The organism is Paenibacillus sp. VMFN-D1, from assembly GCF_003386155.1.
In the GTDB taxonomy this organism is placed as follows: Bacteria; Bacillota; Bacilli; order Paenibacillales; family Paenibacillaceae; genus Paenibacillus_AQ; species Paenibacillus_AQ favisporus.
In genome coordinates, this window is sequence record NZ_QRDU01000001.1 from 995,896 (window position 1) to 1,019,828 (window position 23,933).

Consider the following 23,933-nt stretch of genomic DNA (forward strand, 5'->3'; position numbering starts at 1 on the left):
GAACGATCGCCGTTTCTGCCGGGCTTTTTTTGCCGTTGTCTACGCAGCTTCCGCATGCAGATCATTTTCCTGGGCTAACGCGATAAATCGTTAATGCGTGCCTGGCCTCGCCTGTGTTAACCTACATCTGATCTTCTCCCAACTCAATTTCCAAGACCTGAAGGAGGGCCAAGCCAAGCATGAGAAAAGAGGGACTGCCATGATGAATGCCATGAAAACAAGGTGGAAGGCGCGTATCTATCATTATCTGACCTTGAAACGAAGGATTATGATCATTTTTCTGTTCAGCTCATTGATTCCGTTTGTCAGTATCGTGCTCATCTCGTATTTCACCATTTACTCTATCCTCACCAACAAAATCCAAAACGGCATCCAGAGCAACCTCAAGCAGGTTGAGCTCTCTCTGGAAAACTCCATCAACAACCTCAACCATGTGTCGCAGCAATTCGCCGTAGGCGGAAGCGTCGGAAACAAGCTGAGTGAAATGCTATCGGCGGAGGAGCCGTTCGAACGGGCGAAAACGCTCAGCGATTTGAAGGAGGAGCTTGGCCTGATTACGTTCACTAACCCCAGTATCGGACTGGCCATGTATTATTTTGTGAACGACCGTCACTATGAACTGGAGAATACGGGCGTCAAGGACAGCTTCGCTCCCGAGAAGCTCCCCCTGCTGGCCCAGTACAGCCAAATTTCGTACTACGGACCGCATGTGAGCAACAACCGTTTTGACAACCAATACGTGCTTTCGGCCATGCGCAAGGTGAACCTGCCTAACCTGGACGGCGTGTACATTTACATGGAAACCGGCTTTAAGCTGACGCAGAACATATTGAACAATGATGCCGTCGGCGGGTCGGCTTCCCATGTGTTTGTGGATAACGACGGGCGAATCGCCTACAGCGACGCCCCGGATTCGTTTCAGATCGGAACGAAGTTTCCGCATTTCGACCAGGCCAAGTCGTCGGGCACGGAACAAGGCTTCTACTGGTTTAAGGAAACAAGCAATCAAGGCTGGAGCATCGTCTCGTTAACGTCCAAGGCGGACTATAACCGCGAAATGAACCGCTGGTTCGTGCAGATCGGCCTGTTTTCGCTGCTGTTTCTCGGCATGAGCCTGCTGCTGGGTTGGCTGTTGTGGAAAATGGTGTACCGCCCGCTGCGCGGCTTTCACCGGGAAATCGAACAAATGGCTGACAGCCGCATCGGCAGTCCGGCTGCCCGCACCCATATTCCGGAATTCGACCTGCTGGTGCGGCGGTTTCAGCAAATGAAGCATCAAATTTGGGAATTGTTCCGGGAAGTCGAGGCCAAGGAAAAAAGGCGTGCGGATCTGGAGGTAGAGAAGCTGCTGTATCAGATCAACCCGCATTTTTTGATGAACAGCCTGGATACCGTCCGCTGGATCGCGGTCATGAACGGGCAGGAGGAAATCGACAGGCTTGTCTCTTCCTTGAACAAACTGCTGCATTACAATCTGGGAAAGCTCGGCCAGACGTCCACCATTCAAGAGGAGATCGATGCGGTAAAGCAGTACCTGATTTTGCAGCAAATCCGATACGATTTTCAGTTCGACGTCCATATCCACGTTGATCAGGAGGTGCTGGATGTGCCTATTCCCCGGTTTATTTTGCAGCCGCTCGTCGAGAACGCTCTCTACCACGGATTGGATGACGACGGCTATATCCAGGTGGATGTTCGGCAGTCGGATCAAATCGAGATCTCCATCCGGGATAACGGAGCAGGCATTCCCGAGGACAAAATCGAGGCGCTGCTGTCCGCAGAGGTCGGGAACCGGAGTGCCGGCATGGGCATCGGGATGAGCTACGTCAACCGGATCATCGGGATGCATTACGGCGGAAGGGCTAAGCTCGAGCTATCGAGCAGGCTCGGAGAAGGGACGACGATCAAGCTTAGCTTACCTAATGAAGGAGGTGCGGACCATGATTAAAGTGCTCGTGGTCGATGACGATAAACTGGTCCGGAAAGGGCTCATTTCGGTGATGCCCTGGCAGGATTTCGAGATGAAGGTAATCGGGGAGGCGAACAACGGAGCAAAAGCGCTGGAATTTCTGGACAATCATGAAGTCGATCTGCTGCTGACGGATCTGGAAATGCCGGTCATGTCCGGCATGGAGCTGATGCGCTTGGTGCGTGAACGGCATCCGGAGGTTTACATCGCGGTGCTGACCCTGCATCAGGATTTCGAATACATCCAGGAAGCGATCCGGCTGGGAGCGATTGATTATATCGCCAAGGTCCAGCTGGAGAAGGAACGGTTCGAGGAGGTGCTGGGACGGATTCATCGCCGCATCACAGAGCAGGAAGTGCGGCTTCGGAAGCTGCGCATACAGCCCGGGGCAAGCAGCCCTGACGAATCCTTTGCGACGGACCGTGGTTATGCGCTGCTGTCAGTGGTCCGCGATCCGGAACAAGGTGCTGTGGTGGAGTGGGCGGTCCGGTATGCGGAGCGTTTTGCTGAATTGGGGCGCCAAGTCTTGTTCTTTACCCTCGGGGGAGGGGAGAAGGGGGAGGAGGGGCTGGATGAGCTGGTACGATTGGCTTCAGCGGACGCCGGGTGGACGCTGATCCGGTTAAAGGGTATCCAGGGCCGAATGCCATCCGAAGTGTATGACCAGGTGCGGAGGTACTGCGAAGGGGAGTTTTTTTACGAATATGACCCGGCCGTAAAGATCATGGATCGATCCTTGTCAGCGCTCGTGCAGAACGTGAATCCCGTAAATGATGATCTTACATTCACCGTAATGGCCCAGTGGCTCTCGCCGGGCTGGATCTACCGGGAAGGTTTGTTTCAGGCAAATCTGCAGGAGCTGAAAGAACTGCGGCTGCCGCAGGCGGAGCTCTCGGGGCGGCTGTACGTGCTGGCCGACCGGTTGGACCAGCTGGCCTGTAAAACCGGAACGACTCGCATTCGCCTGCCCGCTCCGCTGAATTCCTGGTTCGAGGTCGAAGCGTGGTTTGACGGCGTCCGCAAGCAGCTTCGCGAAGAATGGGGCAGGGCTCCTTATTCGCCCGAAGTTGTTCAGAGCGTGATGTCAGCCGTATCCATGCTGCACGAGGAGCTGGACGAGCCGGTGACGGCGGCGGAAATCGCCCGCAGGGTCAGCATGAGCCGCAGTTATTTCAGCCAGTGCTTCAAGGAAATCGTCGGGACCAACTTCAACGCCTACCTGCGCCGCATCCGTCTGGATCAAGCCAAACATTACTTGCGGAATACGACCAAAACGGTCCTCTGGATTGCACAGCACGTCGGCTATGAGGACGAAAAGTATTTCAGCCGGTCTTTCCGGGAGTATACCGGGCTGCTGCCGAGCGAATATCGGAATCAATCGGATCAGGATAGAGAAGGGTAGAGAAATGTCCTCCGGCAAGTAGGAAATTCGTCGAAAACGCTTCAGTGAAACCGCTGACATCCTCCCGATTGAAGTCAATTGTCTATCCCAACCTGAAACTTCCGTCTAACCGGGAAAAGCGGAACCCTGTGTTACCTTAGAGGTGCAAGCAAACCAAGAGCGAAAGAAGGGGCGAAGAAGATGAGAGCAAAATCCATGATGAGCCTGGCGATAGCGGGCCTGATGCTGGTTCTGTCGGCCTGCGGCAGCGGCGGCGCTTCGGAGAAGGAAGCCGACGTATCCAAAGATCCGGTGGACCCGTTCGGCAAGTACAGCGAGACGGTTACGATCAACATCGGCAAAGAGGTGGACTCGGCAGATAAGAGCCTTCCGCCAGGAGACTCACCGGAAAATAACGTCTATACCCGGTACGTCAAGGACAACCTCAATATCGATACGAAGATTATTTGGCAGGCCGGCGTCGGCAAGGATTATCAGCAAAAGGTAAATCTGGCCATCGCCAGCAACGACCTTCCGGATGCTCTTGTCGTGACGGACACGCAGCTGCGGCAGATGGTCAAGAGCAATCAGCTGGCCGACCTGTCGGAAGTATACGAGCAGTATGCCTCCCCTGTGCTGAAAAAGATCATCGATTCGACGGATGGGCTTGCGATGAAATCCGTCACCTTCGACGGAAAAATGTATGCGCTGCCAAACGTGACGGCGGAATCGGACATGCAGCATATCATGTGGATTCGCAAAGACTGGCTCGACAAGCTCGGTCTCGAGGTCCCGCGGAACGTCGATGAGCTGGAGAAGGTCGCCAAAGCCTTTGTGGAACAGGATCCGGACGGTAATGGTAAAAACGACACCATCGGCATCAGCGGCCCGCAATCCGGCGGACTGCTCAATGCGGATTTCATCAATCCGAACAACAACAACTACGGATTTGATCCGATCTTCGGCGCCTATCACGCATATCCGGGCTTTTGGCTGAAGGGCGCAGACGGGAAGCCGACCTACGGATCCATCGAACCCGAAACGAAGGAGGCGCTCGCCAAGCTCCGGGACCTGTATGCCAAAGGGCTGATCGATCCGGAAATGAGCATCCGCAAGGACGCGCAGGAGCTGATCAAGAACGGTACTTCCGGGATCTACTTCGGCCTGTGGTGGGCAGGCGGGTACGGCCCGCTGGCGGACGCCATCAAAAACAATCCGAAGGCGAACTGGCAGGCCTACACCCTGCTTGACAAGAACGGGGAGTTCACACCTCATATGGGAACGCCGTCCAACCAATATCTCGTCGTCCGCAAAGGCTACAAGCATCCGGAAGCTGCGATTAAAATGGAAAACCTTCTGCTCCGGGACGAATCCAAATTCGACGTCAGCGTCGGCATAGGGAATTACCCGCTGCGCATCGTGTTTGCGCCAATGGACGAAATGTACGTGACCTACAACGCGATGAAGGAAGTGCTCGCCGGCACCAAAAAGCCGGAGGAGCTCGATCTGCCGGGTTACAAGCTGCTGAAGGCCGATGCCGAGAACATTAAAAAGGTGAAGCTCGAACCATACGATAAAATGGACATCCAGTATTGGGACCCGAATGCGGATCTGGGCGCCTGGAAACGGCTCTACTCCACCTTGGTCGGCATTGCGCCGCTGATGGAGCCCTATAAAAAGACTTACAGCCTGACCTATTCCCAAACGAAAACGATGGAGAGCAAGTGGGCAACGCTCGACAAAATGGAGAAGGAAACGTTTCTGAAAATCATTATGGGAGCGGCCCCGCTGGACACCTTTGATCAGTTCGTGAAGGACTGGCGGAAGCAGGGCGGGGACGACATTCTCAAGGAAGTTGCGGAATTCGCACAGCATTAGGCTTTTAACGCTCCAACGAAAGGCAGGTGCCGGGAACCGTTCCGGCGCCTCCCCTATTTAAGCATATGACCCGGAAAAGGAAGGAGCTGCAAGATGATTAACAAGGGATTCGCCAAGCACTATTACTTGATGCTTCTCCCCGGAATGATCTGGCTGACCCTGTTCAGCATCGTTCCGATGTTCGGCATCGTCATGGCTTTTCAGGATTACAACCCGGGCCTCGGAATTCTGCATTCGGAGTGGGTCGGTCTTGAAAACTTCAAGTACATGTTTTCCTTGAACGACAGCGTCACGATTCTGGTCAACACCCTGGTGATCGCCGTGCTTAAAATTGTAGGTAATCTGGTCATCCCGCTCGTCTTTGCCCTGCTGCTGAATGAGCTGCGGCTGCGGTATTTGAAGCGCTGGATTCAGACGATCGTATACCTGCCGCATTTTTTGTCCTGGGTTATCCTTTCGGGGATTCTGCTCGATATCTTTGGCTACACCGGTCCGGTGAACCAAATTTTGTCGGTGTTTCATATCAAGCCGGTCCTGTTCTTCGGGCGGGCGGACCTGTTTCCGGCCCTCATCGTAGGAAGCGACGTGTGGAAGGAATTCGGGTTCAACACGATCATTTATTTGGCCGCGCTGACCGGCATCAACCCGGCTCTGTACGAGGCGGCTGCGATCGACGGGGCTACTCGATTCAAGCGGATGCTGCACGTGACGCTTCCCGGTATCGTCTCGGCGATCGTGCTGCTCTCGGTGCTCAGCCTTGGCAATGTGCTGAACGCGGGCTTTGAGCAGATCTTCAATCTGTACAACCCGCTGGTCTATTCCAGCGGCGACATTATCGACACCTGGGTCTACCGGACGGGGCTGGTCAATCTGCAGTTCAGCCTGGCAACCGCCATGGGCCTGCTCAAATCGGTGGTCAGCTTCCTGATGATCACGATCTCCTATTATCTCGCTTACCGGTTTGCCAACTACCGTATCTTTTGATGACAAAAGGAGTGCATGTTCAATGGTAAAAGACAACACGGCAGGCTCCCGGCTGTTTGATATTGCGCTGATCGTGATCCTGGTAGGCATCGCAATCTTATGCATCCTGCCCATCTGGTACACCCTTGCCGTATCCCTCAGCAACAATGCAGCGGCAAGCTCGGGGCGGGTCGGGCTGTGGCCCGTCGGTTTCAACCTCGGTTCTTACCAGGAGCTGATGGGAGACCGCAAATTTTTTAACTCGTTCTGGATATCCGTGCAGCGGGTCATCCTCGGGGCGGGGCTGAACTTTGTGGTCATTCTGCTGATGGCGTATCCGTTATCCAAAAATGCCAAGGAGCTGCCGTATCGCAATGTGCTCATGTGGATCCTCGTGTTTACGATGCTGTTTAACGGCGGACTGATTCCCTGGTACATGACGGTAAAGTCGCTGGGGCTCATCAACAACATTTGGGCGCTCGTTCTCGGCAACAGCGTGCCGGTTTTCAGCGTCATCCTTGTCATTAACTTTTTCCGCAATCTGCCAAAAGAGTTGGAGGAGGCGGCGCTTGTCGACGGTGCGGGCCCCTGGCGGATGATGATCCAGATCTTTGTCCCGCTCGCGGGGCCGGTCATTGCTACGGTTACGCTGTTCAGCATCGTGTACCATTGGAACGAATTTTTTAACGGGCTCGTGCTGATGTCGGCGGCGGACCATTATCCGCTTCAGACGTATATCCAGCAGATGGTGGTGGTGATCGATGCCAACACGATGACGGCCGAACAGATTCAGCGGATGAGCGAACTGTCGAACCGGACGCTGAATGCGGCCAAAATTTTCATTGCGATGATTCCGGTGCTGGTCATCTATCCGTTTCTGCAGCGGTTCTTTATTACGGGGATTACGCTGGGCTCCGTGAAGGAATGAGGGGGACACTGGCAAAATGGATCAGGAACAGCCGCTGATCCGGTATCGCCCTTGCGTGTATGCTGAGCCCGACGAAAAAGCAAGGAATAAAGACAAAAGGGATGCCCTTACGCCGATACGACGGCAGGGCATCCCTTTATGTGTTGAATAAAGCGGCAGCTTAGATGAAGCCGGAACGGATCAGCGAGTAAAGTTCCACATGCCGGTGATGAATCGGGACCCGTCCTGCCGGTTTGCTGGTTGGTCCGTCCTTCGCGCTGCAGCAGGCTCCATCATTCCTAATTGGAGAGCTCGGCTGACATAACCTGCGGCCCAGGAGGGGACGGTGCCTTCGTTGGCTTCGGGAGCCTCCTCTGACACCGAAGCTTCGCGGTGAAGGAACACATAGGCGCGAACCGCAATCGCAGCCATCTCGGCGCGGGTGATTACCGCCGTTCCGTCAAACCGGCCGTCGCCGGTTCCACGCACGAGGCCAGCTTGACGGGCTGCGGCGATTTCGCCTGCAAACGGACTATCGTCACTGATATCGTGAAACTGGCTGGATTGATCCGCAGCGGATGCCAGACCAAGCTCTCTGGCGACCAGGGAAGTGAACTCGGCGCGGGTGAGCGGACTGCCGGCGGATGCTTCCTGATCCTTGACCAGCTCGCTGTAGATGGCTCTGGCGGCCTTTTGCACGATGGGATTGCCGATCCGCTGCGCTTCGTCGAAATCCTGGGTTGTCGTTACCTGCAGCAGCACGGAGACGGCAAGCTCATGCCCCGGTACAAGGAAATAACCTGCATCGTGGGTGACGTTGGCATTTTCCCCGGTTTTATGGGCGATTGGCGCATCGGTCAGCGCTGCTCCAAACTTGGTGTTGACCTCCTGCCGGGCCATCCAGGCGATGATCTGGTTTCTGGAGGAGACGCTGAGGAAGGAACCCTGATAGATTTGGCCGAGCAGCTCCGTCAAATCCGCGGCGTCGATGTAATTGTCCTGGGCCGGGGAGGGAGCTGTCGCAAACATTTTGCGTCCAAGGTGCATCGTCCGCAGGTCCAATTGGTCCATCAGCTGCTGGACATTGTCCATGCCGACCTTGTCGATGAGCACGTTGGTCGCCGTGTTGTCCGATTGGGTGATCATCAGACGGGCAAGGCGTTCCAGCGTAAGGTCCTGCGGAAAGCTTTCGGTCTGCAGCGATCCGCTGCCGCCCACAACGTCTTCGGGCGTTACCCTGACCTGATCGGCCAGGGACAGCTCGCCCCGGTCAACCTGCAGCATCAACGCGGATACGACGGCAAGCTTGATCGTACTGGCCGGCATGTACGGCTCCTGCGACCCAAGTAGCAGCGTTTCATGCCCGTAATAGCCGCTGAGGTCGCGGATGCCGACCGACATGCGAATCCCGTCCTTCTCCGCCTGCTGGAGGATGGGATTCAGGGCTGATGCGATTGCAGATAAGCCTTTGTCCGGAGAAGCATCGGACGCTGCCGGAAGCAAGCTGGTCAGCAGGGCCGTAGCGGCAATCGTCGTCATTAGGGTTCTTCTTAATACCGGTTTCCGTCTGCGGGTCATCAAACATCCCTCCAAAAAAGAAATGTTATATAAAATGACATGATCGGTTGATGTATACCTCATATTATAAATGGATGTAATATTAGTTTACAATCTGTTTTTGTGAGCGTTCACTTTTTGTTCATAACATTCTGCCGATGCCGTGGATTTGACAAAATTACTTACATAGTCTCGGGAATAAAGCGGGAGCTAGGGCTCCGTTTTTTTTATTTTATATAAACATAAAATAATAGGGACATTAAAAGAATCATGCAGAAAAAAGTCGATTGGCGGGAGTAGATGGCAGACCATAAGAATAACGATCGGCTAACTGAATAGGGGAAAGGACTTGGTATGGGCAGCTGAATGAAGAAAAGGTCGGATCGAAGGTTAAAAAAGCCTCAATCTGTTATGTTTTAAAAAAATATAAAATGTTTTAGATTTTATATTTACAACTCCATTTCCTGTATGTTATTTTATATTTGCAAACGGATTCATTCAATATGTATTGAATTATTTTAGAAAACATTAAAACCGAGGAGGTCATCTTCGCAGCAACCTACCGAAGCTGCCCCGGTTCAGCTTGCGGAAGCGGCGCCCGGAAAAATGGTTCCTGAGATGAGGAGCCGCCGGAGCCCGGCAGGGGAGTTGAAATCAGACACAAATGAAAGCGCTTTATTCATGTTTTTAGGTCACCCGTTCTTGGTCAGTCAGATTTGTTTTGTCCTGCAAGTGCTTGGCGGCAAGAAAAATCATTGAAGCTTAGGGGAGGATCCTGGATATGAAGAAAAAATGGCTGATGCTGCTGCTGGTCGTCACAATGACGACGATGTTGTGGGGATGCGGCAAGTCTTCCAATAGTGCGGAAGGCAAAACGTCCGTCCTGGACGGAGGGGCCGGCGACACGGCAACCGAGCTGTCCTACTGGACATTTGTGGAGCTGCACGGGCAGCATTTCAAGAAGATGCTGGAGAAATGGAACGCGGCGAATCCGGATCGCCAGATCAAGCTGAACGTCACGGTCATGCCGTATGACGACATGCATAACAAGCTCTCGATCGCGGTACAGACAGGCGTTGGGGCACCGGATATTGCAGACATTGAGATCGGCAAGTTTCCCGATTTTCTGAAAGGCACCCCACAGCTGGAGCCTCTGAATGACGTGGTCGAGCCTTACAAAGATACCATCGTCCAGTCCCAGATCGATATGTACAGCAAGGAAGGGAAGGTTTACGGACTCTCGACCCACGTCGGTGCGTCGGTTGCGTTCTATAACACCGAAATTCTAAAGGAAGCCGGCGTGGACTACAAATCGATCGTCACCTGGGATGATTTCAAGAAGGCAGGCATGCAGGTGTACGAGAAGACCGGCAAATACATGGGTACGGCGGATACGAGCGCCGGTTGGGAGGCATCGATGATGCTGGCTCAGCAGAAAAGCGATTTTACCGATGATGCGGGCAAGCCGATCGTCAATTCGGACGCCATGGTCAAAGGACTGAAGGTGCTGAAAGATCTGCAGGATAACAACGTCATCGCCACAATTGCCGGCGGGCAGCCGGACACAGAGGAAGCGTACGGCGAGTTTAACGAAGGAAAATATGCGACGGCTTTCATGCCGCTGTGGATGATGTCGCGTTACACGAACTACATGCCTGACCTGTCCGGTAAAATCGCACTTGCGCCGATTCCGGTCATGGAAAAAGGAATGCCGCGCTCTTACGGCGGAGGCGGAACCGGTACCGTCGTCACCAAAACGGCCAAAGACGTTCAACTGGCCAAAGACTTCATTGCGTACGCCAAGCTGTCCCTCGACGCGAACATCGAAATCTGGAACACGCTCGGCTTTGACCCGATCAATATGGACGTATGGAATATGAAGGACGTGACGCATAATCCCGAAAACCAATTCGTTAAATATTTCGTCAACAACCCGTTTGACGTGCTGAACGACATCAAGGATGAAATCCGTCTGATCAAATCGACGCCGGCTTCGCCGACGATCAACAACGTGCTGTACACGACGACGCTCAACGAAATTTTTGAGGACGGACGTGACATTAAGGAAGCGCTGGACGACGCGCAGGCACAGATCGAACAGGAACTGAAATAGCCGGCGTGCCGGGAATCAGAGCTGCTCTTGTGTTATCGGGGAGCGGCTCTTTTTTAAACAGAAAGGAGTAGAGACATGATCAAGCGTTTTATATATTCGCAAAAGGTCGCCCCGTACGTGTTCGTGTTCCCGTTTGTCGCCATTTTTCTGGTGTTCTGGGTGTACCCGCTGCTCAGCTCGTTCGGCATGAGTTTCCAGCATGTCACCCTGGGGCAGGAGGCCGAGTGGACAGGGATGGACAACTATCAGAAGCTGATGGGGGACGGCGTGTTCCTGAAGTCGATCGGCAACAGTGCGCTGTATATGGTGCTGACGCTGGTCATTCTGATTCCGTTTCCGATGCTGCTTGCGGTGCTGATCAACAACAAATGGATGTGGGGCCGCGAATTTTTTAAATCGGCTTTCTTCTTTCCTGCACTGACATCCGTGGTGGTGGCGGGGACGATTTTCCGTCTGATGTTCGGGGAGATGGAAGGGTCGCTGATCAACAGCGTCCTTGGCGTCTTCGGTATCGAGCCGGTGAAATTTCTGAAGGGGCATCTGACCGGTTTTGTTGCGCTGCTCGCCCTGGCGACATGGCGGTGGACTGGAGTTAACATCCTGTACTTCCTGTCGGGTCTCAAAAATATTCCGGAGGAATACTACGAAGCCGCCTCGATCGACGGCGCCTCCGCATTCCAGAAATTCACGAGAATCACGATGCCGCTGCTGAAACCGACCACAATTTATGTGCTTACGATCAGCATTTATGCGGGACTGGCCATGTTTATCGAAAGCCTCATGCTGTGGAACGGCAACAATTCACCGAAAAACATCGGCCTCACGATCGTCGGCTACTTGTACCGCCAAGGGATCGAGAAGAACAATCTAGGCTACGCTGCCGCGGTCGGCATTGTGCTGCTCGCCGTGACGATGATCATTAATCTGACGCAGCTGGCATTCTCCGGCATGTTTAAGAAGGAGGATTAGGGATGAAAAAGAATACCACACTCAACATCGTCCTCGTCGTCATTTTCGCCGTCATCTGCTTCCTGATTCTGCTGCCGTTCTACGCTATAACGCTCGCTTCCTTCAAGCCCGGCGAAGAGCTGATCCGGTACGGATTGAATCTGAAGCTTGATTTCTCGGTCATGAGTCTGGACAACTTTGTTTTCTTGTTCACGGGGGATCATGCGTATTTTACGTGGTTCTTCAACTCGCTGCTGCTGACCGTGGTGCAGGTCGTTCTGACGCTGCTGGTCAGCGCGACGGTAGCTTACGGTTTTGCCGCTTATGATTTTAAGGGCAAAAATATCCTTTTTATATGCGTACTGCTGATCATGATGGTTCCTTTTGAAATATTGCTGCTTCCTTTATATACGCTTACCTTTAACCTCGGCATGATGAACTCGTACTCGGCAATTATTTTGCCGGGCATCGCCAATGCGGCGACGATTTTCTTCTTCAGGCAGTATCTGTCCGGCATTCCGAAAGAGATTATCGCCTCCGGCCGGGTGGACGGTGCGAGCGAGTACGGCATTTACGCCAGGCTGATCCTTCCTGTCATGAAGCCTTCCTTCGCGGCGATGGCCATTCTCAACGGGATGAACAGCTGGAACAACTTTTTGTGGCCGTTTATGGTGCTGAGCGATTCGCACAAGTACACGCTGCCGATCGGTTTGAAGACGCTGCTGACGCCGTACGGCAACAACTATGACCTGCTCATCGTCGGCTCGTTCTTTTCGATTCTACCGATCTTTATCCTGTTTGTGGCCTTCCAAAAGTACTTCATCGACGGCATGACGGCCGGTGCGGTGAAAGGTTAGATTCGTTTCTGAATAGCTGCACACGACCCGCGAGTACCGGCAAATTTGCCGGTTTTTCTTTTGAGCAACATATGAGAAATTCGATATATGAAAAATTCATATTAGCTGGACGACGATTTCTTATCCCAAGTCAGAAGCAAAATCAGTCCGATGATACACGCTGTACCCAGCCACTGGAAAAAACCAAAAGGCTCTTTTAGCCAAAATACGGTTGTGATCACAGCAGCCAGCGGCTCCAAACTGCCTAAAAGGCTCGTTTCTTTAGGTGAAAGACTTTGTAAGCTTTCGATGTAAAACCAAAATGCGATCATCGTGCCGAAAAGGACCACGAAAGCTAAGTACAGATAAGCATCGATCGTCAAGCCTGTAAAGTCGGTGTGCCATGGTGGATGGATCACACTTAATCCCAAACCGCCGATGATCATCGCCCAGCCGACAATGACGAGGGAATCGTATTGCTTCAGTAGCGGGACGGCATACAAGGTGTAGAACGCCAAGGCCGCGCCTGATAAAACACCCCAAACTACGGCTGGAAATGGCACGGAAAGCTCCGAGATCGAACCGTTGGTTAATAAGAAGAAGCAACCCGCTAAGGCAAGGATCACGGTGAGCAAGTCTTTTCGCGTGAAAACTATTTGCTTCCGCAGCATCAAATAGAGGATGATCATGACAGGTGCCAAATACTGCAGCAGTGTTGCCACAGCGGCATTTCCATGCTGAATCGATGCCATATACGTATATTGAACCGATAGCATGCCGACCAATCCGAAAACAATGAGCCGCAAAGCGGTCCGACGGTCTCTCCATACCTCAACGATTTGCGAGCGGTCTTTAAGCCAAAATTGAATGGTTAACAGTAAAATACCGGCGATGAGCAGGCGTACCGTGACCAGTCCGTTAACATCGATTGCGGTTTGCTCAAAGAGCTTTTTGGCGACGGTGCCGCTCATTCCCCAAAATATCGTTCCTGTAATGACAAGAAATAACCCTTTCCTTCTAGCTGAAAGCTTCATAGACTGATTCTCCGCCTTAAATATAATAATAGTGTTATAATAGGTAAAAAATTTTGTTCGGAATACCGAAATTGGATATAAAAATATAACAATATTGAGGTGGGGGTTATTTGCAAATTAAAGATTTCAGGATTGGCGGCAATTTGAAGGAATTAACCGAGCACCGGACGGTCGTGCTTCCGGTTGCCTGCTACGAAACGACGATTAACCAAAACATACACGGACATATTCCGCTTCATTGGCATGATGAATTGCAATTCGTTCGGGTTGTCAAAGGGGAAGCCGAGTTCCAAATTAACGAAGAGAAGCTCGTCGTTCGGCAAGGGGAAGGGGTCTTTATCAACAGCGGCTGCCTGCACATGGCGGAAGATCGGAACGCATCGGGCTGCGTGTATATTTGCCTGAATGTCTCCCCTGACTTTGTCGTATCACGGGAGCTATATGCAGCCTATGTGGCTCCGTATATTCAAGCGACGAATCTGCCTTATTTATACATCGATCGTAATCAGGCTTGGGGCGCCAATATTTTAGATGCCTTGGTGAACATTCATCAATGGATTCAGCATCAACCGCCCTACTTTGAACTGGATGTGACGATGCAGCTGGCCTTCATTTGGAAGAACCTGATCATGAACGGTTTTCAGCTGCAATATGACCAGGTGGAAGCGGTAAAAAACGAGCGGATGAAGCAGATGTTGAGCTGGATCGATATCCATTACGCCGAAAAAATCGCGTTAAATGATATTGCCAGAGCCGGTCAATTGAGCCGCTCGGAATGCTGCCGCTATTTCAAACGAATGCTCAATACGACTCCGCTGAATTATGTGACCGATTACAGGCTTCAGAAAAGCGCAGTCCTCCTGCAGCAAGCCGATTCCAGCATTACCGAGGTGGCTTATCAAGTTGGATTTAACAGTACCAGCTACTTTATAGAAAAATTCAGAAAGGCGATGAATATGACACCGCTTGCTTACAAGAAATGTAAAATGGATGCACGTTCATAATCGGAACGCGGCGAGGACAGCAGGTCAGTGAGGCCGGCTGCTTTGTATGTTCAAAAAGGCCTCTGCAGCGAGCGACAGAGACGAATGCTTTCTGACAGCTACGCCTACGTGTCGGTCCGGCAGCGGAACTTCCATAGAAAGCTCCAATAAAGCACCCTCATCGATCTTTGAAGCTACAAACGCTCTCGGCAAAATAGCTGCCCCATACCCCCGCTCGGCAAACTCCGCCAGCATATCCAAGCTGTTCAGCTCGAAATCGGCCGCCGCTTCCACGCCTTGGGATTGAAACCAGGCTTCGATATAGGAGCGGGTCGCACTTCCCTGGGACAGCATTAACAGGGGAAGCTCGGCCAATTGTGCAGCGGACAAGGGGGTTTTCGCCAGAGTGGCAAAGGGTTTCCCCGCCACCACACCATACGGCGAGACAAAAGTATCCACAATCTGAATCTCCGCATCCTTCACCGGAAGATAAACGTAGCCCAGATCAAGTAAGCCCTGCTGTAACTGCTCCAAAATCTGACCGGTCTTTTGCTGTGAGACTTGAACCCGGATGTTGGGGTATTGGGAACGGAAAATATCGAGTAGAGGAACGATATAGTCGCGGATGATCGCTCCGTTGGCACCGATCCGTAACCGCCCTTCGTTCAGCTGTCCCAACTGCTTCATGTAACGTTCGGCGTAATCCAGTTTATCGAATACTTGTCTGACTTGATCGTACAAGGCATGCCCTTCTTCTGTTAAAACGATTCCTTTGGACAAGCGGTGGAACAGCTTAACTCCAAGCGCGTCTTCCAGCTGCTTGATCGCATAACTGACGGAGGGCTGTGTCATATTTAAGCGCTGCGCGGCTTTCGTCATATTCAAGGTTTCCGAAGCGTGAAGAAAAATCCGGTACCATTCCGTGTTCATCATCATTTGGCATCAATCCATTCTATGGCAAGAATCGAAAATTACAATTTCATTTATTACAAGTATACCTCTAAACTAGTACATAAGGACAGTACATGATGTTAGATGGAATGAACTACAGAGATGGTTGCAAGTTCAATGCAAAACTTTAGATCAATCTATACAGAGGGGGAACTTTTATGCCGGGAAGTACTTTTGGTGAAAGGTTTAAAATGACGACGTTTGGTGAATCGCATGGAGAAGCCATTGGCGTCATTATCGAAGGCGTCACTCCAGGCGTTGAACTGAACGAGGACGATATTCAGGTTCAGATGGACCGCAGAAAGCCGGGCCAGTCTTCGGTCACAACGCCGCGTAAAGAATATGATAAGGTCCGGATTTTATCCGGTGTGTTTGAAGGCCGGACAACAGGGACTCCGCTCAGCGTGATGCTGAATAATACGGACATGCGTCCGTCCGCATACGATGACATCAAACAGATGTATCGCCCGGGGCATGCGGACTTTTCTTACGATCAGAAATATGGCATTCGGGACTATCGGGGCAGCGGGAGGGCTTCCGGAAGGGAAACGGCGGCACGGGTCGCGGCCGGAGCGGTTGCGCGGAAACTGCTGGAACGGCGGGGAGTCTCCGTCATGGCCTATACGACCGAGGTCGCCGGAATCCGCTGCGAAGCCTTCCAACCTGATGCCATCGAACGAAATCCTGTTCGTGCCTGTGATCCTGAAGCGGCGGTGAAGATGATCGAGCGGATTGAACAACTCGCGGCAGAGGGCGACAGCTGCGGCGGTATCGTTGAATGCCGGATCAGCGGCGTTGCGGCAGGGCTTGGGGAGCCCGTGTTTGATAAGCTGGATGCTGAGCTGGCCAAGGCCATGCTTTCGATCGGCGCGATCAAAGGAATCGAGTTCGGGACCGGTTTCCGGGCGGCATCCATGCTGGGAAGCGAACACAACGATCAAATGGACGAGAACGGGTTTATTACGAACCATGCCGGAGGCGTTATCGGTGGAATCAGCACCGGGGCCGACATCATTTTCCGGGTTGTCGTGAAACCGACTTCGTCGATCTCCAAACCTCAGCGAACGGTGGATACGGAAGGAAACGAAAGGGAAATTACAACGATCGGAAGGCATGATCCGTGCATCTGTCCGCGAGTCGTACCGGTGATTGAAGCGATGGCCTGTATGGTGATCGAAGATCACTATAAAAGACAAGCGGCGCTGCTGTACTAGCCTCATTCGAGGGTAAAGTTGACTTAACCTATTCATTGCCTATTTCCGTTACATGATCAAGTGGTATGATGACGACAGATCAGGGGCGCGCAGCTGATACTGACCATCAATCATTTGTGTATGTAAAGGGGATCTGCACATGAGTAAGGATCATATCATCAAGTCCATGCTTTCCGAACAGGTGAGCATGACACCAAACGGATTTCTCGCCGATGCGTTAAATCCGCAGCAATTTACCAAAGTCTACGAATTGTTTTTTGACAGCATCTTAAAAATCAGCGCATCAGATATAGCGGGCGTCGAAGGCTACGGTGAGTTCGATGAGAATTGTAAAACGGAGTACAGCACCTGCAGGGAGTTTCTCGTTGACACATTCGCGGATGATAAAGAAGGATATTGGTATCATTGGAAGGAACTCTATGATACGACGATTCTGGACCGTGAATTTGTCGAAAAATACTTGATGGAGATGGAAGCCAGAATCGAGTATTGTGAAGGCAGACGTTATTTAGTGAACAATAATACGTTTTTTGAAATTATGATCACCGATGGGAAAACGCAGGTTGGTTTCCCGGACTGGAGCCGGTCCGGCATATGCGATTTCCTTCTGGATTTTGCCATTATGGACTTAAATAAGCCCTATTTGAACATCCCTGAATTGTTATTCGAATATTGCGGTAAACAAAACATCGTCATCCCGGATTTTAAAGAAAGATTTTTATGTATGGCGTATTATAAGGGAATCGATGTTTTGCGGTGGCATGCGTCGATCGATGACGAGGAATCGTGCATGTCCATCATGAAATCCATCAGCGAACTGAAGGATCGAATTTACGCTCTATAAAAGGTGATCGTATGAAATATGAAAATGCCGGCGAGGTCCTGCCTGAGGAGCTGCTGAAAGAAATCCAGAAATACGCCGCCGGGAAACTGTTGTATATACCGAAGGGTGAGGAGAAAAAAGACTGGGGAGAAACGTCCGGCTACCGGGATCGCCTGCAGAGGCGAAATGTGATGATCCGCAACAAATACGCCAACGGGATGACGGTTTCGGAGCTTGCGGACGAGTACTTCTTATCCCTGGATTCCATAAAGAAATCATTTATTCGAAGAAAAATGATAGGCATATCACTTATGCTCCGACGGTACGCTCGGCAGTACAATATGCGAATAACGGGCTGCTGGAAGAATGGATTCAGTGCTACCTGATGCTTACGAGGCAGGTGGCTTCGGCTCTCCATGATTATTTAGGAGAGAAGAATCACTATTTTGGCGTCGTTAAGTTTCCATTACGCCTGATCCAGATGGATGGAATACAGCTAGAGGCAGATGATTCGGCTGAGGCGGATGATCACACTGCGGATCTTCCGCCTCTTCTTATTGAATATGAAAGTGGCAAATTTTATTGTATCGAACAGAAAGAACTGTTCGCCAGACTAAAACGGCGTAAAGTAAATGCTTATTCCACGATCATTGTCTTGAAGGAATCGGCGGATTATAAAAGGTTCATGAAGCACTATGGTCACGTGCTGTTTTTTATAGATCATGCATGATGATGAGCGCGGATGCGGAAAAATTTACAATTTAATGAGAAGGAATTTATCCTGGGTCCCGAGAATGCTTATTTACCACAATCGAAGGGGCTACAGGGAATGCATATCGAATCCAACCTAATCCTCAATGTATTCATTATATTACTGCCTATCATGTTCTACCGTTTTGTGTGTAAATCGAAAAAAACCGTGCTCTATTTCCTGCTGTTTCTTGTACCTTTGATTATCACGATGTCGTTCCCTGTCAAAGTGTTTAACACGGTTTTGGATTTGCGGGGAATACCGCTTGTGGCGGGATCTTTATACGGCGGGTTGTATAGTGCCTTACTGCTATTCGCCAGTGCAATTATTTATCGGCAAGTGTTGGGTGATATTCATATTGTTTATTATGCGCTGTCTCTAGCGCCGACACTGGTGCTGGTTTGCCTGGCGATTCCAGTATTTAACCGTGCGAGCTTATTGAAGCGGATGCTGATCGTGTTTGGTCTTTGCTTTTTTTTACGTATTACCGTCTTGAATATTTATTATTTGCTTAATGGCAGCCCATCGTACTTCCTGGATTCATTTGTGCCTTCCTTGCCAATCGTTCTGATGCAGTGCGCTATGTCGGTTCTATTGGTGTACATATTGGAAACGGTCCGTCGCGACGTCAAGATTCAAGAAGGGATGATCGAAGCCGAAAAGCTGAAGGTCGTCAGCGAAATCGCCGCATCGGTCGCTCATGAAGTACGAAATCCGCTCACTACTGTGCGGGGATTTGTTCAACTATTGGGTGAGCCGTCCTTGACGGATCAGAAGCGTAAAGAATTTTCCCTCATTACCCTCGTGGAATTGGATCGGGCGGGATCGATCATTTCCGATTACTTGTCGTTAGCCAAACCTCAAAACCAGAAACTGGAACCGATTTCACTGAACGAAGAGTTTTTGGAAACCTCCCATGTGCTGAGCTCCTATGCTAATTTACAAAATGTGAAAATGGTCACCGAATTTCATTCCTCCGGTACCATTTATGGAGACAAATCCAAGTTAAGGCAAGCTATCATTAATTTGTGCAAAAATGCGGTTGAAGCGATGCCGGACGGCGGTACATTAACGATTAAATACTTTGTGGACGAAAGCGACAATAAGGCCAGAATCTATATCTCGGATACAGGCGTAGGCATGACGAAAGAGCAGGTCAAAAGGCTGGGATCCCCATATTACTCCACTAAATTAAAAGGCACGGGGCTCGGAACCATGGTAACTTTCAATATCATACGCGAGATGAACGGACAGATTTCGATTGAAAGCAAGGAAGGCGAAGGAACGACTTTTATCATTACATTGCCGCTGTATACAAAAAAAGAGGAAGCTGCTCCTGGGAAGTGAATGGTGAGGTTGAAGGTACATATCAAGGTATATAGAACGTACATATTTTCCCTAGATGGATTGCATCGGATAAGTTAATCTCAAAGAGATTTTGCCTTTGGAGAATGTTTGTCTACACATCCGAATTATTTATAATGTAAGGAAACTATATTTTTCAATGAGAAGGGGTTCGTCATATGTTTGGAATTATGGCTGTTTCCGGCTTATCTTTCCTTCTGGTTGCCGTACTGACGCCATTGCTGATTTGGACCTTGCGAAGGTTGAAGCTGACGCAGCCGATCCGCGCCGAGCTTCCGGCAGATCATCAAGCCAAACGCGGTACGCCGCTGATGGCCGGATTAATCCTGCTGATCGGGGTAGCGATTTCACTGCAATCACAACCGGCATCCCTTATGCTGCTCCTATGCGCTACGTTTTTGTTGTTCAGCTCGGTTGGCTTTCTCGATGACTTCAAAAAGGCCTTCTGGCAAGACCCAGCCGGCATTTCCGGCCGTACGAAGCTGGTGCTTCAATTTGCTTTTACGGGCATCCTGTTGTATGTATTGCTCCATTCGTTTGGCGTAACAAGTGATATCGCGCTGTTTCAAGGATACCATCTGCAGCTGCCTGTTTACGTATATGTGGCCATCATACTGCTGTTTGTGGTAGGTTCTGCGAATGCGATCAACTTTACGGATGGGTTGGACGGACTGCTGATCAATGTGGCGATTCCGACGTATTTTTTCTTCTTTTTGATTTCGGACAAACCTGAGGTGCAGACATTTTCGCTGGTGATGATCGGCTGTCTGCTTGGACTTTTTCTTTACAACATCTATCCGGCAAGGGCGTTTATGGGGGATACGGGATCGATGGCGATCGGAGGGTCGCTTTCCGTTTTGGCCGTTATTGAAAAGGTTGAAATATTGATACCGATCCTGTTTTTTATCTATCTTGCGGAGCAGTTGTCGGTCATTTTACAGGTGTGGTATTACAAAAAGACGAAGCTGCGGTTATTTCGAATGACCCCGATCCATTTCCATTTCAGTCTGAAATATGGATGGAGCGAAAACAAAATTGTTACGATCTTCGGTTTTATTTCGTGGATTTGTGTACTGATATGCTGGCTGATCTGGAAATACGTGATGCATTGAGCGATAGATTGATCGATATGAAGCAGCAGCGGTCAAGGGACCGGCTGCTTTTTTTGTGCTATTCTTGTAGCAGTCAAACTTATCGATGATTGAGGAATGAAGCGATGGAGGAGGGAGCGTCATGGCCAAGTGCTGGACGAACGGAACCATCTACACGATGGAACAGGAACATAAGACGGTTGAAGCGGTAATAACCGAAGGAGGACGCATCTTAGATGCTGGCGATACGCGGGAACTGAAAGAGAGATTTCACGGCCGGATCGACGAGGTGATCGATCTTGGCGGGGGCGCCATGTTCCCTGGATTTGTGGACAGTCATATTCACCTGATCGGCCACGGGGAGACCTTTCTCAAGCTGCAGCTTTCCGGTCTGAAGCACCGGGGCGAGCTGCTGGACAAGATTGCCGGACAAGCCCGGCGCCTTCCGCCAGGCACGTGGATTATCGGGGAAGGATGGAACGAAAATGAGTGGGAGGAAGCGCTTCTCCCGACAAGGGTGGAGCTGGACCGGGCTGCCCCGAATCATCCCGTGATGCTGCGGCGGGTCTGCCGGCACGTGCTGGCCGTCAATACAATGACCTTGCAGGAGACTGGCGTTAATGAAAACACAGAGGTGCCAAGCGGCGGAGTCGCAGGAAAAGGCAGTGACGGATATTTAGACGGTATTTTTAAGGAGCAGGCCCAGGATCTGATCCTGCATCGGATGCCCGGCGTGACTCAGAGCTACCTGGAGACTGCACTGACGATGGCCATTGAGGACTGCTGGAGACAGGGGATCACCGGCTGCCATACGGAAGATCTGAGCTACTATGGCGGCTGTACCCGAACGCTGCAAGCGTTCCAACAGGTCATTATGGAGGGGCAAAAGAAATTCAGGACACATCTTCTGATCCACCATCTTGCGCTCGACGAATGGCTCGAGGAAGGAAGGAGGCTTGTGCCGGAATCCGAGTTCCTCGAATACGGGGCGATGAAGCTGTTTGCGGACGGATCCCTGGGCGGAAGAACGGCCTTGCTCAGCCGCCCCTACGCAGATGATCCAACCACGAGCGGCGTGGCCGTTCATTCGGATGAGGAGCTGGACCTGCTGGTGGCCAAGGCAAGGAGCGCTGGGCTTGCGGCGGCTGCGCATGCTATTGGCGACGGGGCCGCGGAGAAGGTGCTGCGCGCGTTTGTCGCGCATCCATGCCCGGCGGGCAGGAGGGACCGGCTGATTCACGGGCAGATTTTGCGGGATGAGCTGCTGGCGCAGCTGCAGGAGCTGCCTGCTATCGTCGACATTCAGCCGAGCTTTGTCACCTCTGATTTTCCGTGGGTGCTGGACCGGGTCGGCGATGCGAAAGGGCTGCATTTATACGCTTGGCAAACACTGCTTCGCAGCGGAATTCCTTGTGCCGGCGGATCGGATGCGCCGATCGAAAGCGTCTCGCCTCTTCTTGGCATATACGCTGCCGTAACCCGTATGAAGCCGGGGGATGCTCAAAAAACCGTATATGGTCCCGATGAACGGCTCAGCATGTATGAAGCGATCTCGCTGTATACGACAGGCAGTGCATATGCAGCAGGGCATGAACTGGACCGGGGACGGATTCAGCCGGGATACGTCGCTGATTTCACCGTTCTGGAACGAGACCCGTTCGGCGAACCGCCAGAATCGATTTTGGAAAATAAGGTTCGGATGACGGTTGTCGATGAAACGATCGTATACGGATAGCCCGGTGGGAAGGAACACGGCCGTTGAAGGCGAAAGAAGTGTACTCTTGCAGCTAGGTCAACTTAAAACTGAATAAATTGAAGTTGTTTATATTCCAAAAACTCACTATATGAAAAATTCATAATAGAAAAATCTTCACAACACCGACCCTAGATGATCCGAGCTATATCACCATTACAACGTACTTAACAGCAGATCATTCGGAAAAAAGGAGCTGCGAAAAACCATAATTTATTTGATGTCAACTTAAAGATCAAGCGTAAATTTGGTTATTCGAGCTTTTAAAGGTCGGTTCATATACGTGAGCAAGGAATCGATAACCTATTAGCAGAGGAAATCCTTGATCGGATCGGAGGCGAGTATGGATGAAAGAAGGCTGGGAGCGAATGGAGCAGCCGTTGGAACTAAGTCTGGAAGAACTGAATCAGATCGCAGCCCCTGCATTTCCTGGCCGTGAGATAATCTCATCCCAGCGAATAGGCGTGGGTCTCAGCAACTCCAATTATAAAATTCAGATAGAGGGGGACGGCAGGACGTATGTATTGAGATTTTTTCGCCGGGGGAAAGACATTGCTGGCAAAGAAGTCGCCCTTACCCGGCTCGTTCGGGAACGGGTACCGGTCGCCGAATTTGTGTATGCCGATACGAGCTGCAGCAGGTATCCGAAACCTTGGGCGGTGCTGGAATGGAAGCCTGGTGTAATGCTGAGCGATATAATCCGGGATGGTACGCTTGAGGAGAAAGCATCCGCGGCAGCCGCAGCCGGCAGAACGCTCGCCCATATTCATGGATTTCCGTTTGAAGCTTCCGGTTTTTTCGGCAGCGATTTGGAGGTTACACAGCCTTTCAGCATGAGCGGCGAGCGGTTTCTTGCATTTATGGAGGACGTGATCTTCCGTAGTCCATGCGAAGCTTGGCTGGGAGAAGAGCTTAGCCGGGAGCTGTGGGCATTTTGCAAACGATATGGGCCCATGTTATCGGCTAGTCAGGAAAAACCCGTGCTGGCCCACTCCGATTATAACGGCTTAAATATTCTGATGGAGAAAGGTTCCGAGGGGTACTTTGTTTCAGCCGTGCTCGACTGGGAGGAAGCCTTTGCCTGGAACCGGTATGCAGATCTGGGCAATATGCTGCGTTATGAGGCGAACGGTTCGTGGATCGAACAGCACTTCATAAAGGCTTACGAGGCGGAGGGAATCGTGCTGGAAAAGAACTGGAGGCTTCTGTCCCGTCTGGAGGACCTCGTCGCCTTATGCGACATGCTGAGCCACTCGACGGCGGAGACGCCGAACCGGGTACAAGATTTGTGCCGATTGATCGCGGGAACGGTTCGGGGCGAGGGAGAATAAAATATTAACCTTTACAAAAAAAAGACACAGGCGTTTTGGAGAGTTACTCCAGGACTGCCTGTGTCTTTTTCAAAAGCGAATCAAG

20 protein-coding genes are annotated in these 23,933 nt (G+C 51.3%); 17 read left to right on the top strand and 3 right to left on the bottom strand.

Annotated features, from left to right (window positions below):
* Positions 1 to 199 precede the first annotated feature (199 nt).
* The 5 genes from C7820_RS04725 to C7820_RS04745 all read left to right on the top strand — a co-directional run bounded on the left by C7820_RS04725 (position 200) and on the right by C7820_RS04745 (position 7,119).
* Positions 200 to 1,948, top strand: coding sequence for a sensor histidine kinase (locus tag C7820_RS04725; protein WP_258875117.1), 1,749 nt, complete (start codon positions 200 to 202; stop codon positions 1,946 to 1,948).
* Positions 1,941 to 3,371 carry a response regulator transcription factor gene (locus C7820_RS04730; RefSeq protein WP_181908929.1) on the top strand — a complete coding sequence of 477 codons (1,431 nt, stop codon included), beginning with the start codon at positions 1,941 to 1,943 and terminating at the stop codon, positions 3,369 to 3,371. The genes C7820_RS04725 and C7820_RS04730 overlap by 8 nt, the downstream gene beginning before the upstream one ends.
* A 180-nt stretch (positions 3,372 to 3,551) precedes the next feature.
* Positions 3,552 to 5,228, top strand: coding sequence for an extracellular solute-binding protein (locus C7820_RS04735; RefSeq protein ID WP_116229957.1), 1,677 nt, complete (start codon positions 3,552 to 3,554; stop codon positions 5,226 to 5,228).
* Positions 5,229 to 5,321: 93 nt separating this feature from the next.
* Positions 5,322 to 6,212 carry an ABC transporter permease gene (locus C7820_RS04740; protein WP_116229958.1) on the top strand — a complete coding sequence of 297 codons (891 nt, stop codon included), beginning with the start codon at positions 5,322 to 5,324 and terminating at the stop codon, positions 6,210 to 6,212.
* Positions 6,213 to 6,234: 22 nt separating this feature from the next.
* Positions 6,235 to 7,119, top strand: a complete 885-nt coding sequence (locus C7820_RS04745) for a carbohydrate ABC transporter permease (protein ID WP_076171504.1) — start codon at positions 6,235 to 6,237, stop codon at positions 7,117 to 7,119.
* A gap of 180 nt (positions 7,120 to 7,299) precedes the next feature.
* Here the strand turns inward: C7820_RS04745 and C7820_RS04750 are convergent, their stop codons facing one another.
* Complete coding sequence (locus tag C7820_RS04750; protein ID WP_181908930.1) at positions 7,300 to 8,676, bottom strand: serine hydrolase; 1,377 nt, start codon at positions 8,674 to 8,676, stop codon at positions 7,300 to 7,302.
* A 760-nt stretch (positions 8,677 to 9,436) separates the two neighbouring features.
* On the opposite strand from C7820_RS04750, the gene C7820_RS04755 reads away from it, so the two are divergent.
* The 3 genes from C7820_RS04755 (at position 9,437) to C7820_RS04765 (ending at position 12,573) form a co-directional block, all read left to right on the top strand.
* Complete coding sequence (locus tag C7820_RS04755) at positions 9,437 to 10,768, top strand: ABC transporter substrate-binding protein (RefSeq protein ID WP_116229960.1); 1,332 nt, start codon at positions 9,437 to 9,439, stop codon at positions 10,766 to 10,768.
* Positions 10,769 to 10,843: 75 nt separating this feature from the next.
* On the top strand, positions 10,844 to 11,737 hold the full coding sequence (locus C7820_RS04760) for a carbohydrate ABC transporter permease (RefSeq protein WP_089547816.1): 894 nt from the start codon (positions 10,844 to 10,846) through the stop codon (positions 11,735 to 11,737).
* Positions 11,738 to 11,739: 2 nt separating this feature from the next.
* Positions 11,740 to 12,573: a carbohydrate ABC transporter permease gene (locus C7820_RS04765; RefSeq protein WP_116229961.1), complete on the top strand. Its 834-nt coding sequence runs from the start codon at positions 11,740 to 11,742 to the stop codon at positions 12,571 to 12,573.
* 101 nt (positions 12,574 to 12,674) lie between these two features.
* On the opposite strand, the gene C7820_RS04770 is transcribed toward C7820_RS04765, so the two are convergent.
* Positions 12,675 to 13,586, bottom strand: a complete 912-nt coding sequence (locus C7820_RS04770; protein ID WP_116229962.1) for an EamA family transporter — start codon at positions 13,584 to 13,586, stop codon at positions 12,675 to 12,677.
* Positions 13,587 to 13,696: 110 nt separating this feature from the next.
* Between C7820_RS04770 and C7820_RS04775 the strand changes: the two genes are divergently transcribed.
* Positions 13,697 to 14,590 (top strand): AraC family transcriptional regulator, encoded by an 894-nt coding sequence (locus C7820_RS04775; protein WP_116229963.1) that lies wholly within the window; start codon positions 13,697 to 13,699, stop codon positions 14,588 to 14,590.
* Between the two features lie 24 nt (positions 14,591 to 14,614).
* Here the strand turns inward: C7820_RS04775 and C7820_RS04780 are convergent, their stop codons facing one another.
* Positions 14,615 to 15,505, bottom strand: a complete 891-nt coding sequence (locus C7820_RS04780; RefSeq protein ID WP_181908931.1) for a LysR family transcriptional regulator — start codon at positions 15,503 to 15,505, stop codon at positions 14,615 to 14,617.
* 173 nt (positions 15,506 to 15,678) lie between these two features.
* Between C7820_RS04780 and aroC the strand changes: the two genes are divergently transcribed.
* The 8 genes from aroC to C7820_RS04820 all read left to right on the top strand — a co-directional run bounded on the left by aroC (position 15,679) and on the right by C7820_RS04820 (position 23,848).
* Positions 15,679 to 16,734, top strand: coding sequence for a chorismate synthase (gene aroC, locus C7820_RS04785; RefSeq protein ID WP_116229964.1), 1,056 nt, complete (start codon positions 15,679 to 15,681; stop codon positions 16,732 to 16,734).
* A 139-nt stretch (positions 16,735 to 16,873) separates the two neighbouring features.
* Entirely contained in the window at positions 16,874 to 17,578 is a 705-nt protein-coding gene (locus C7820_RS04790; RefSeq protein WP_116229965.1) for a hypothetical protein, read from the top strand.
* An 11-nt stretch (positions 17,579 to 17,589) separates the two neighbouring features.
* Entirely contained in the window at positions 17,590 to 17,943 is a 354-nt protein-coding gene (locus C7820_RS04795) for a CD3324 family protein (RefSeq protein WP_309545737.1), read from the top strand.
* Complete coding sequence (locus C7820_RS04800) at positions 17,943 to 18,287, top strand: hypothetical protein (protein WP_116229966.1); 345 nt, start codon at positions 17,943 to 17,945, stop codon at positions 18,285 to 18,287. Before C7820_RS04795 ends, C7820_RS04800 begins: the two co-directional genes overlap by 1 nt.
* 99 nt (positions 18,288 to 18,386) lie before the next feature.
* Positions 18,387 to 19,655: an ATP-binding protein gene (locus C7820_RS04805; RefSeq protein WP_181908932.1), complete on the top strand. Its 1,269-nt coding sequence runs from the start codon at positions 18,387 to 18,389 to the stop codon at positions 19,653 to 19,655.
* A 176-nt stretch (positions 19,656 to 19,831) separates the two neighbouring features.
* Positions 19,832 to 20,785 carry a phospho-N-acetylmuramoyl-pentapeptide-transferase gene (mraY, locus tag C7820_RS04810; RefSeq protein ID WP_116229968.1) on the top strand — a complete coding sequence of 318 codons (954 nt, stop codon included), beginning with the start codon at positions 19,832 to 19,834 and terminating at the stop codon, positions 20,783 to 20,785.
* A 121-nt stretch (positions 20,786 to 20,906) separates the two neighbouring features.
* Complete coding sequence (locus C7820_RS04815; RefSeq protein WP_116229969.1) at positions 20,907 to 22,499, top strand: amidohydrolase; 1,593 nt, start codon at positions 20,907 to 20,909, stop codon at positions 22,497 to 22,499.
* A gap of 365 nt (positions 22,500 to 22,864) precedes the next feature.
* Positions 22,865 to 23,848, top strand: a complete 984-nt coding sequence (locus C7820_RS04820) for a phosphotransferase family protein (protein ID WP_116229970.1) — start codon at positions 22,865 to 22,867, stop codon at positions 23,846 to 23,848.
* Positions 23,849 to 23,933: the final 85 nt, after the last annotated feature.

Bases quoted from the DNA above. Each gene is read 5' to 3' on its own strand.
- C7820_RS04725 (WP_258875117.1), top strand. From the start codon at position 200: ATGATGAATGCCATGAAAACAAGGTGGAAGGCGCGTATCTATCATTAT.
- C7820_RS04730 (WP_181908929.1), top strand. From the start codon at position 1,941: ATGATTAAAGTGCTCGTGGTCGATGACGATAAACTGGTCCGGAAAGGG.
- C7820_RS04735 (WP_116229957.1), top strand. From the start codon at position 3,552: ATGAGAGCAAAATCCATGATGAGCCTGGCGATAGCGGGCCTGATGCTG.
- C7820_RS04740 (WP_116229958.1), top strand. From the start codon at position 5,322: ATGATTAACAAGGGATTCGCCAAGCACTATTACTTGATGCTTCTCCCC.
- C7820_RS04745 (WP_076171504.1), top strand. From the start codon at position 6,235: ATGGTAAAAGACAACACGGCAGGCTCCCGGCTGTTTGATATTGCGCTG.
- C7820_RS04750 (WP_181908930.1), bottom strand. From the start codon at position 8,676: ATGACCCGCAGACGGAAACCGGTATTAAGAAGAACCCTAATGACGACG.
- C7820_RS04755 (WP_116229960.1), top strand. From the start codon at position 9,437: ATGAAGAAAAAATGGCTGATGCTGCTGCTGGTCGTCACAATGACGACG.
- C7820_RS04760 (WP_089547816.1), top strand. From the start codon at position 10,844: ATGATCAAGCGTTTTATATATTCGCAAAAGGTCGCCCCGTACGTGTTC.
- C7820_RS04765 (WP_116229961.1), top strand. From the start codon at position 11,740: ATGAAAAAGAATACCACACTCAACATCGTCCTCGTCGTCATTTTCGCC.
- C7820_RS04770 (WP_116229962.1), bottom strand. From the start codon at position 13,586: ATGAAGCTTTCAGCTAGAAGGAAAGGGTTATTTCTTGTCATTACAGGA.
- C7820_RS04780 (WP_181908931.1), bottom strand. From the start codon at position 15,505: ATGATGATGAACACGGAATGGTACCGGATTTTTCTTCACGCTTCGGAA.
- aroC (WP_116229964.1), top strand. From the start codon at position 15,679: ATGCCGGGAAGTACTTTTGGTGAAAGGTTTAAAATGACGACGTTTGGT.
- C7820_RS04790 (WP_116229965.1), top strand. From the start codon at position 16,874: ATGAGTAAGGATCATATCATCAAGTCCATGCTTTCCGAACAGGTGAGC.
- C7820_RS04795 (WP_309545737.1), top strand. From the start codon at position 17,590: ATGAAATATGAAAATGCCGGCGAGGTCCTGCCTGAGGAGCTGCTGAAA.
- C7820_RS04800 (WP_116229966.1), top strand. From the start codon at position 17,943: ATGCTTACGAGGCAGGTGGCTTCGGCTCTCCATGATTATTTAGGAGAG.
- C7820_RS04805 (WP_181908932.1), top strand. From the start codon at position 18,387: ATGCATATCGAATCCAACCTAATCCTCAATGTATTCATTATATTACTG.
- mraY (WP_116229968.1), top strand. From the start codon at position 19,832: ATGTTTGGAATTATGGCTGTTTCCGGCTTATCTTTCCTTCTGGTTGCC.
- C7820_RS04815 (WP_116229969.1), top strand. From the start codon at position 20,907: ATGGCCAAGTGCTGGACGAACGGAACCATCTACACGATGGAACAGGAA.
- C7820_RS04820 (WP_116229970.1), top strand. From the start codon at position 22,865: ATGAAAGAAGGCTGGGAGCGAATGGAGCAGCCGTTGGAACTAAGTCTG.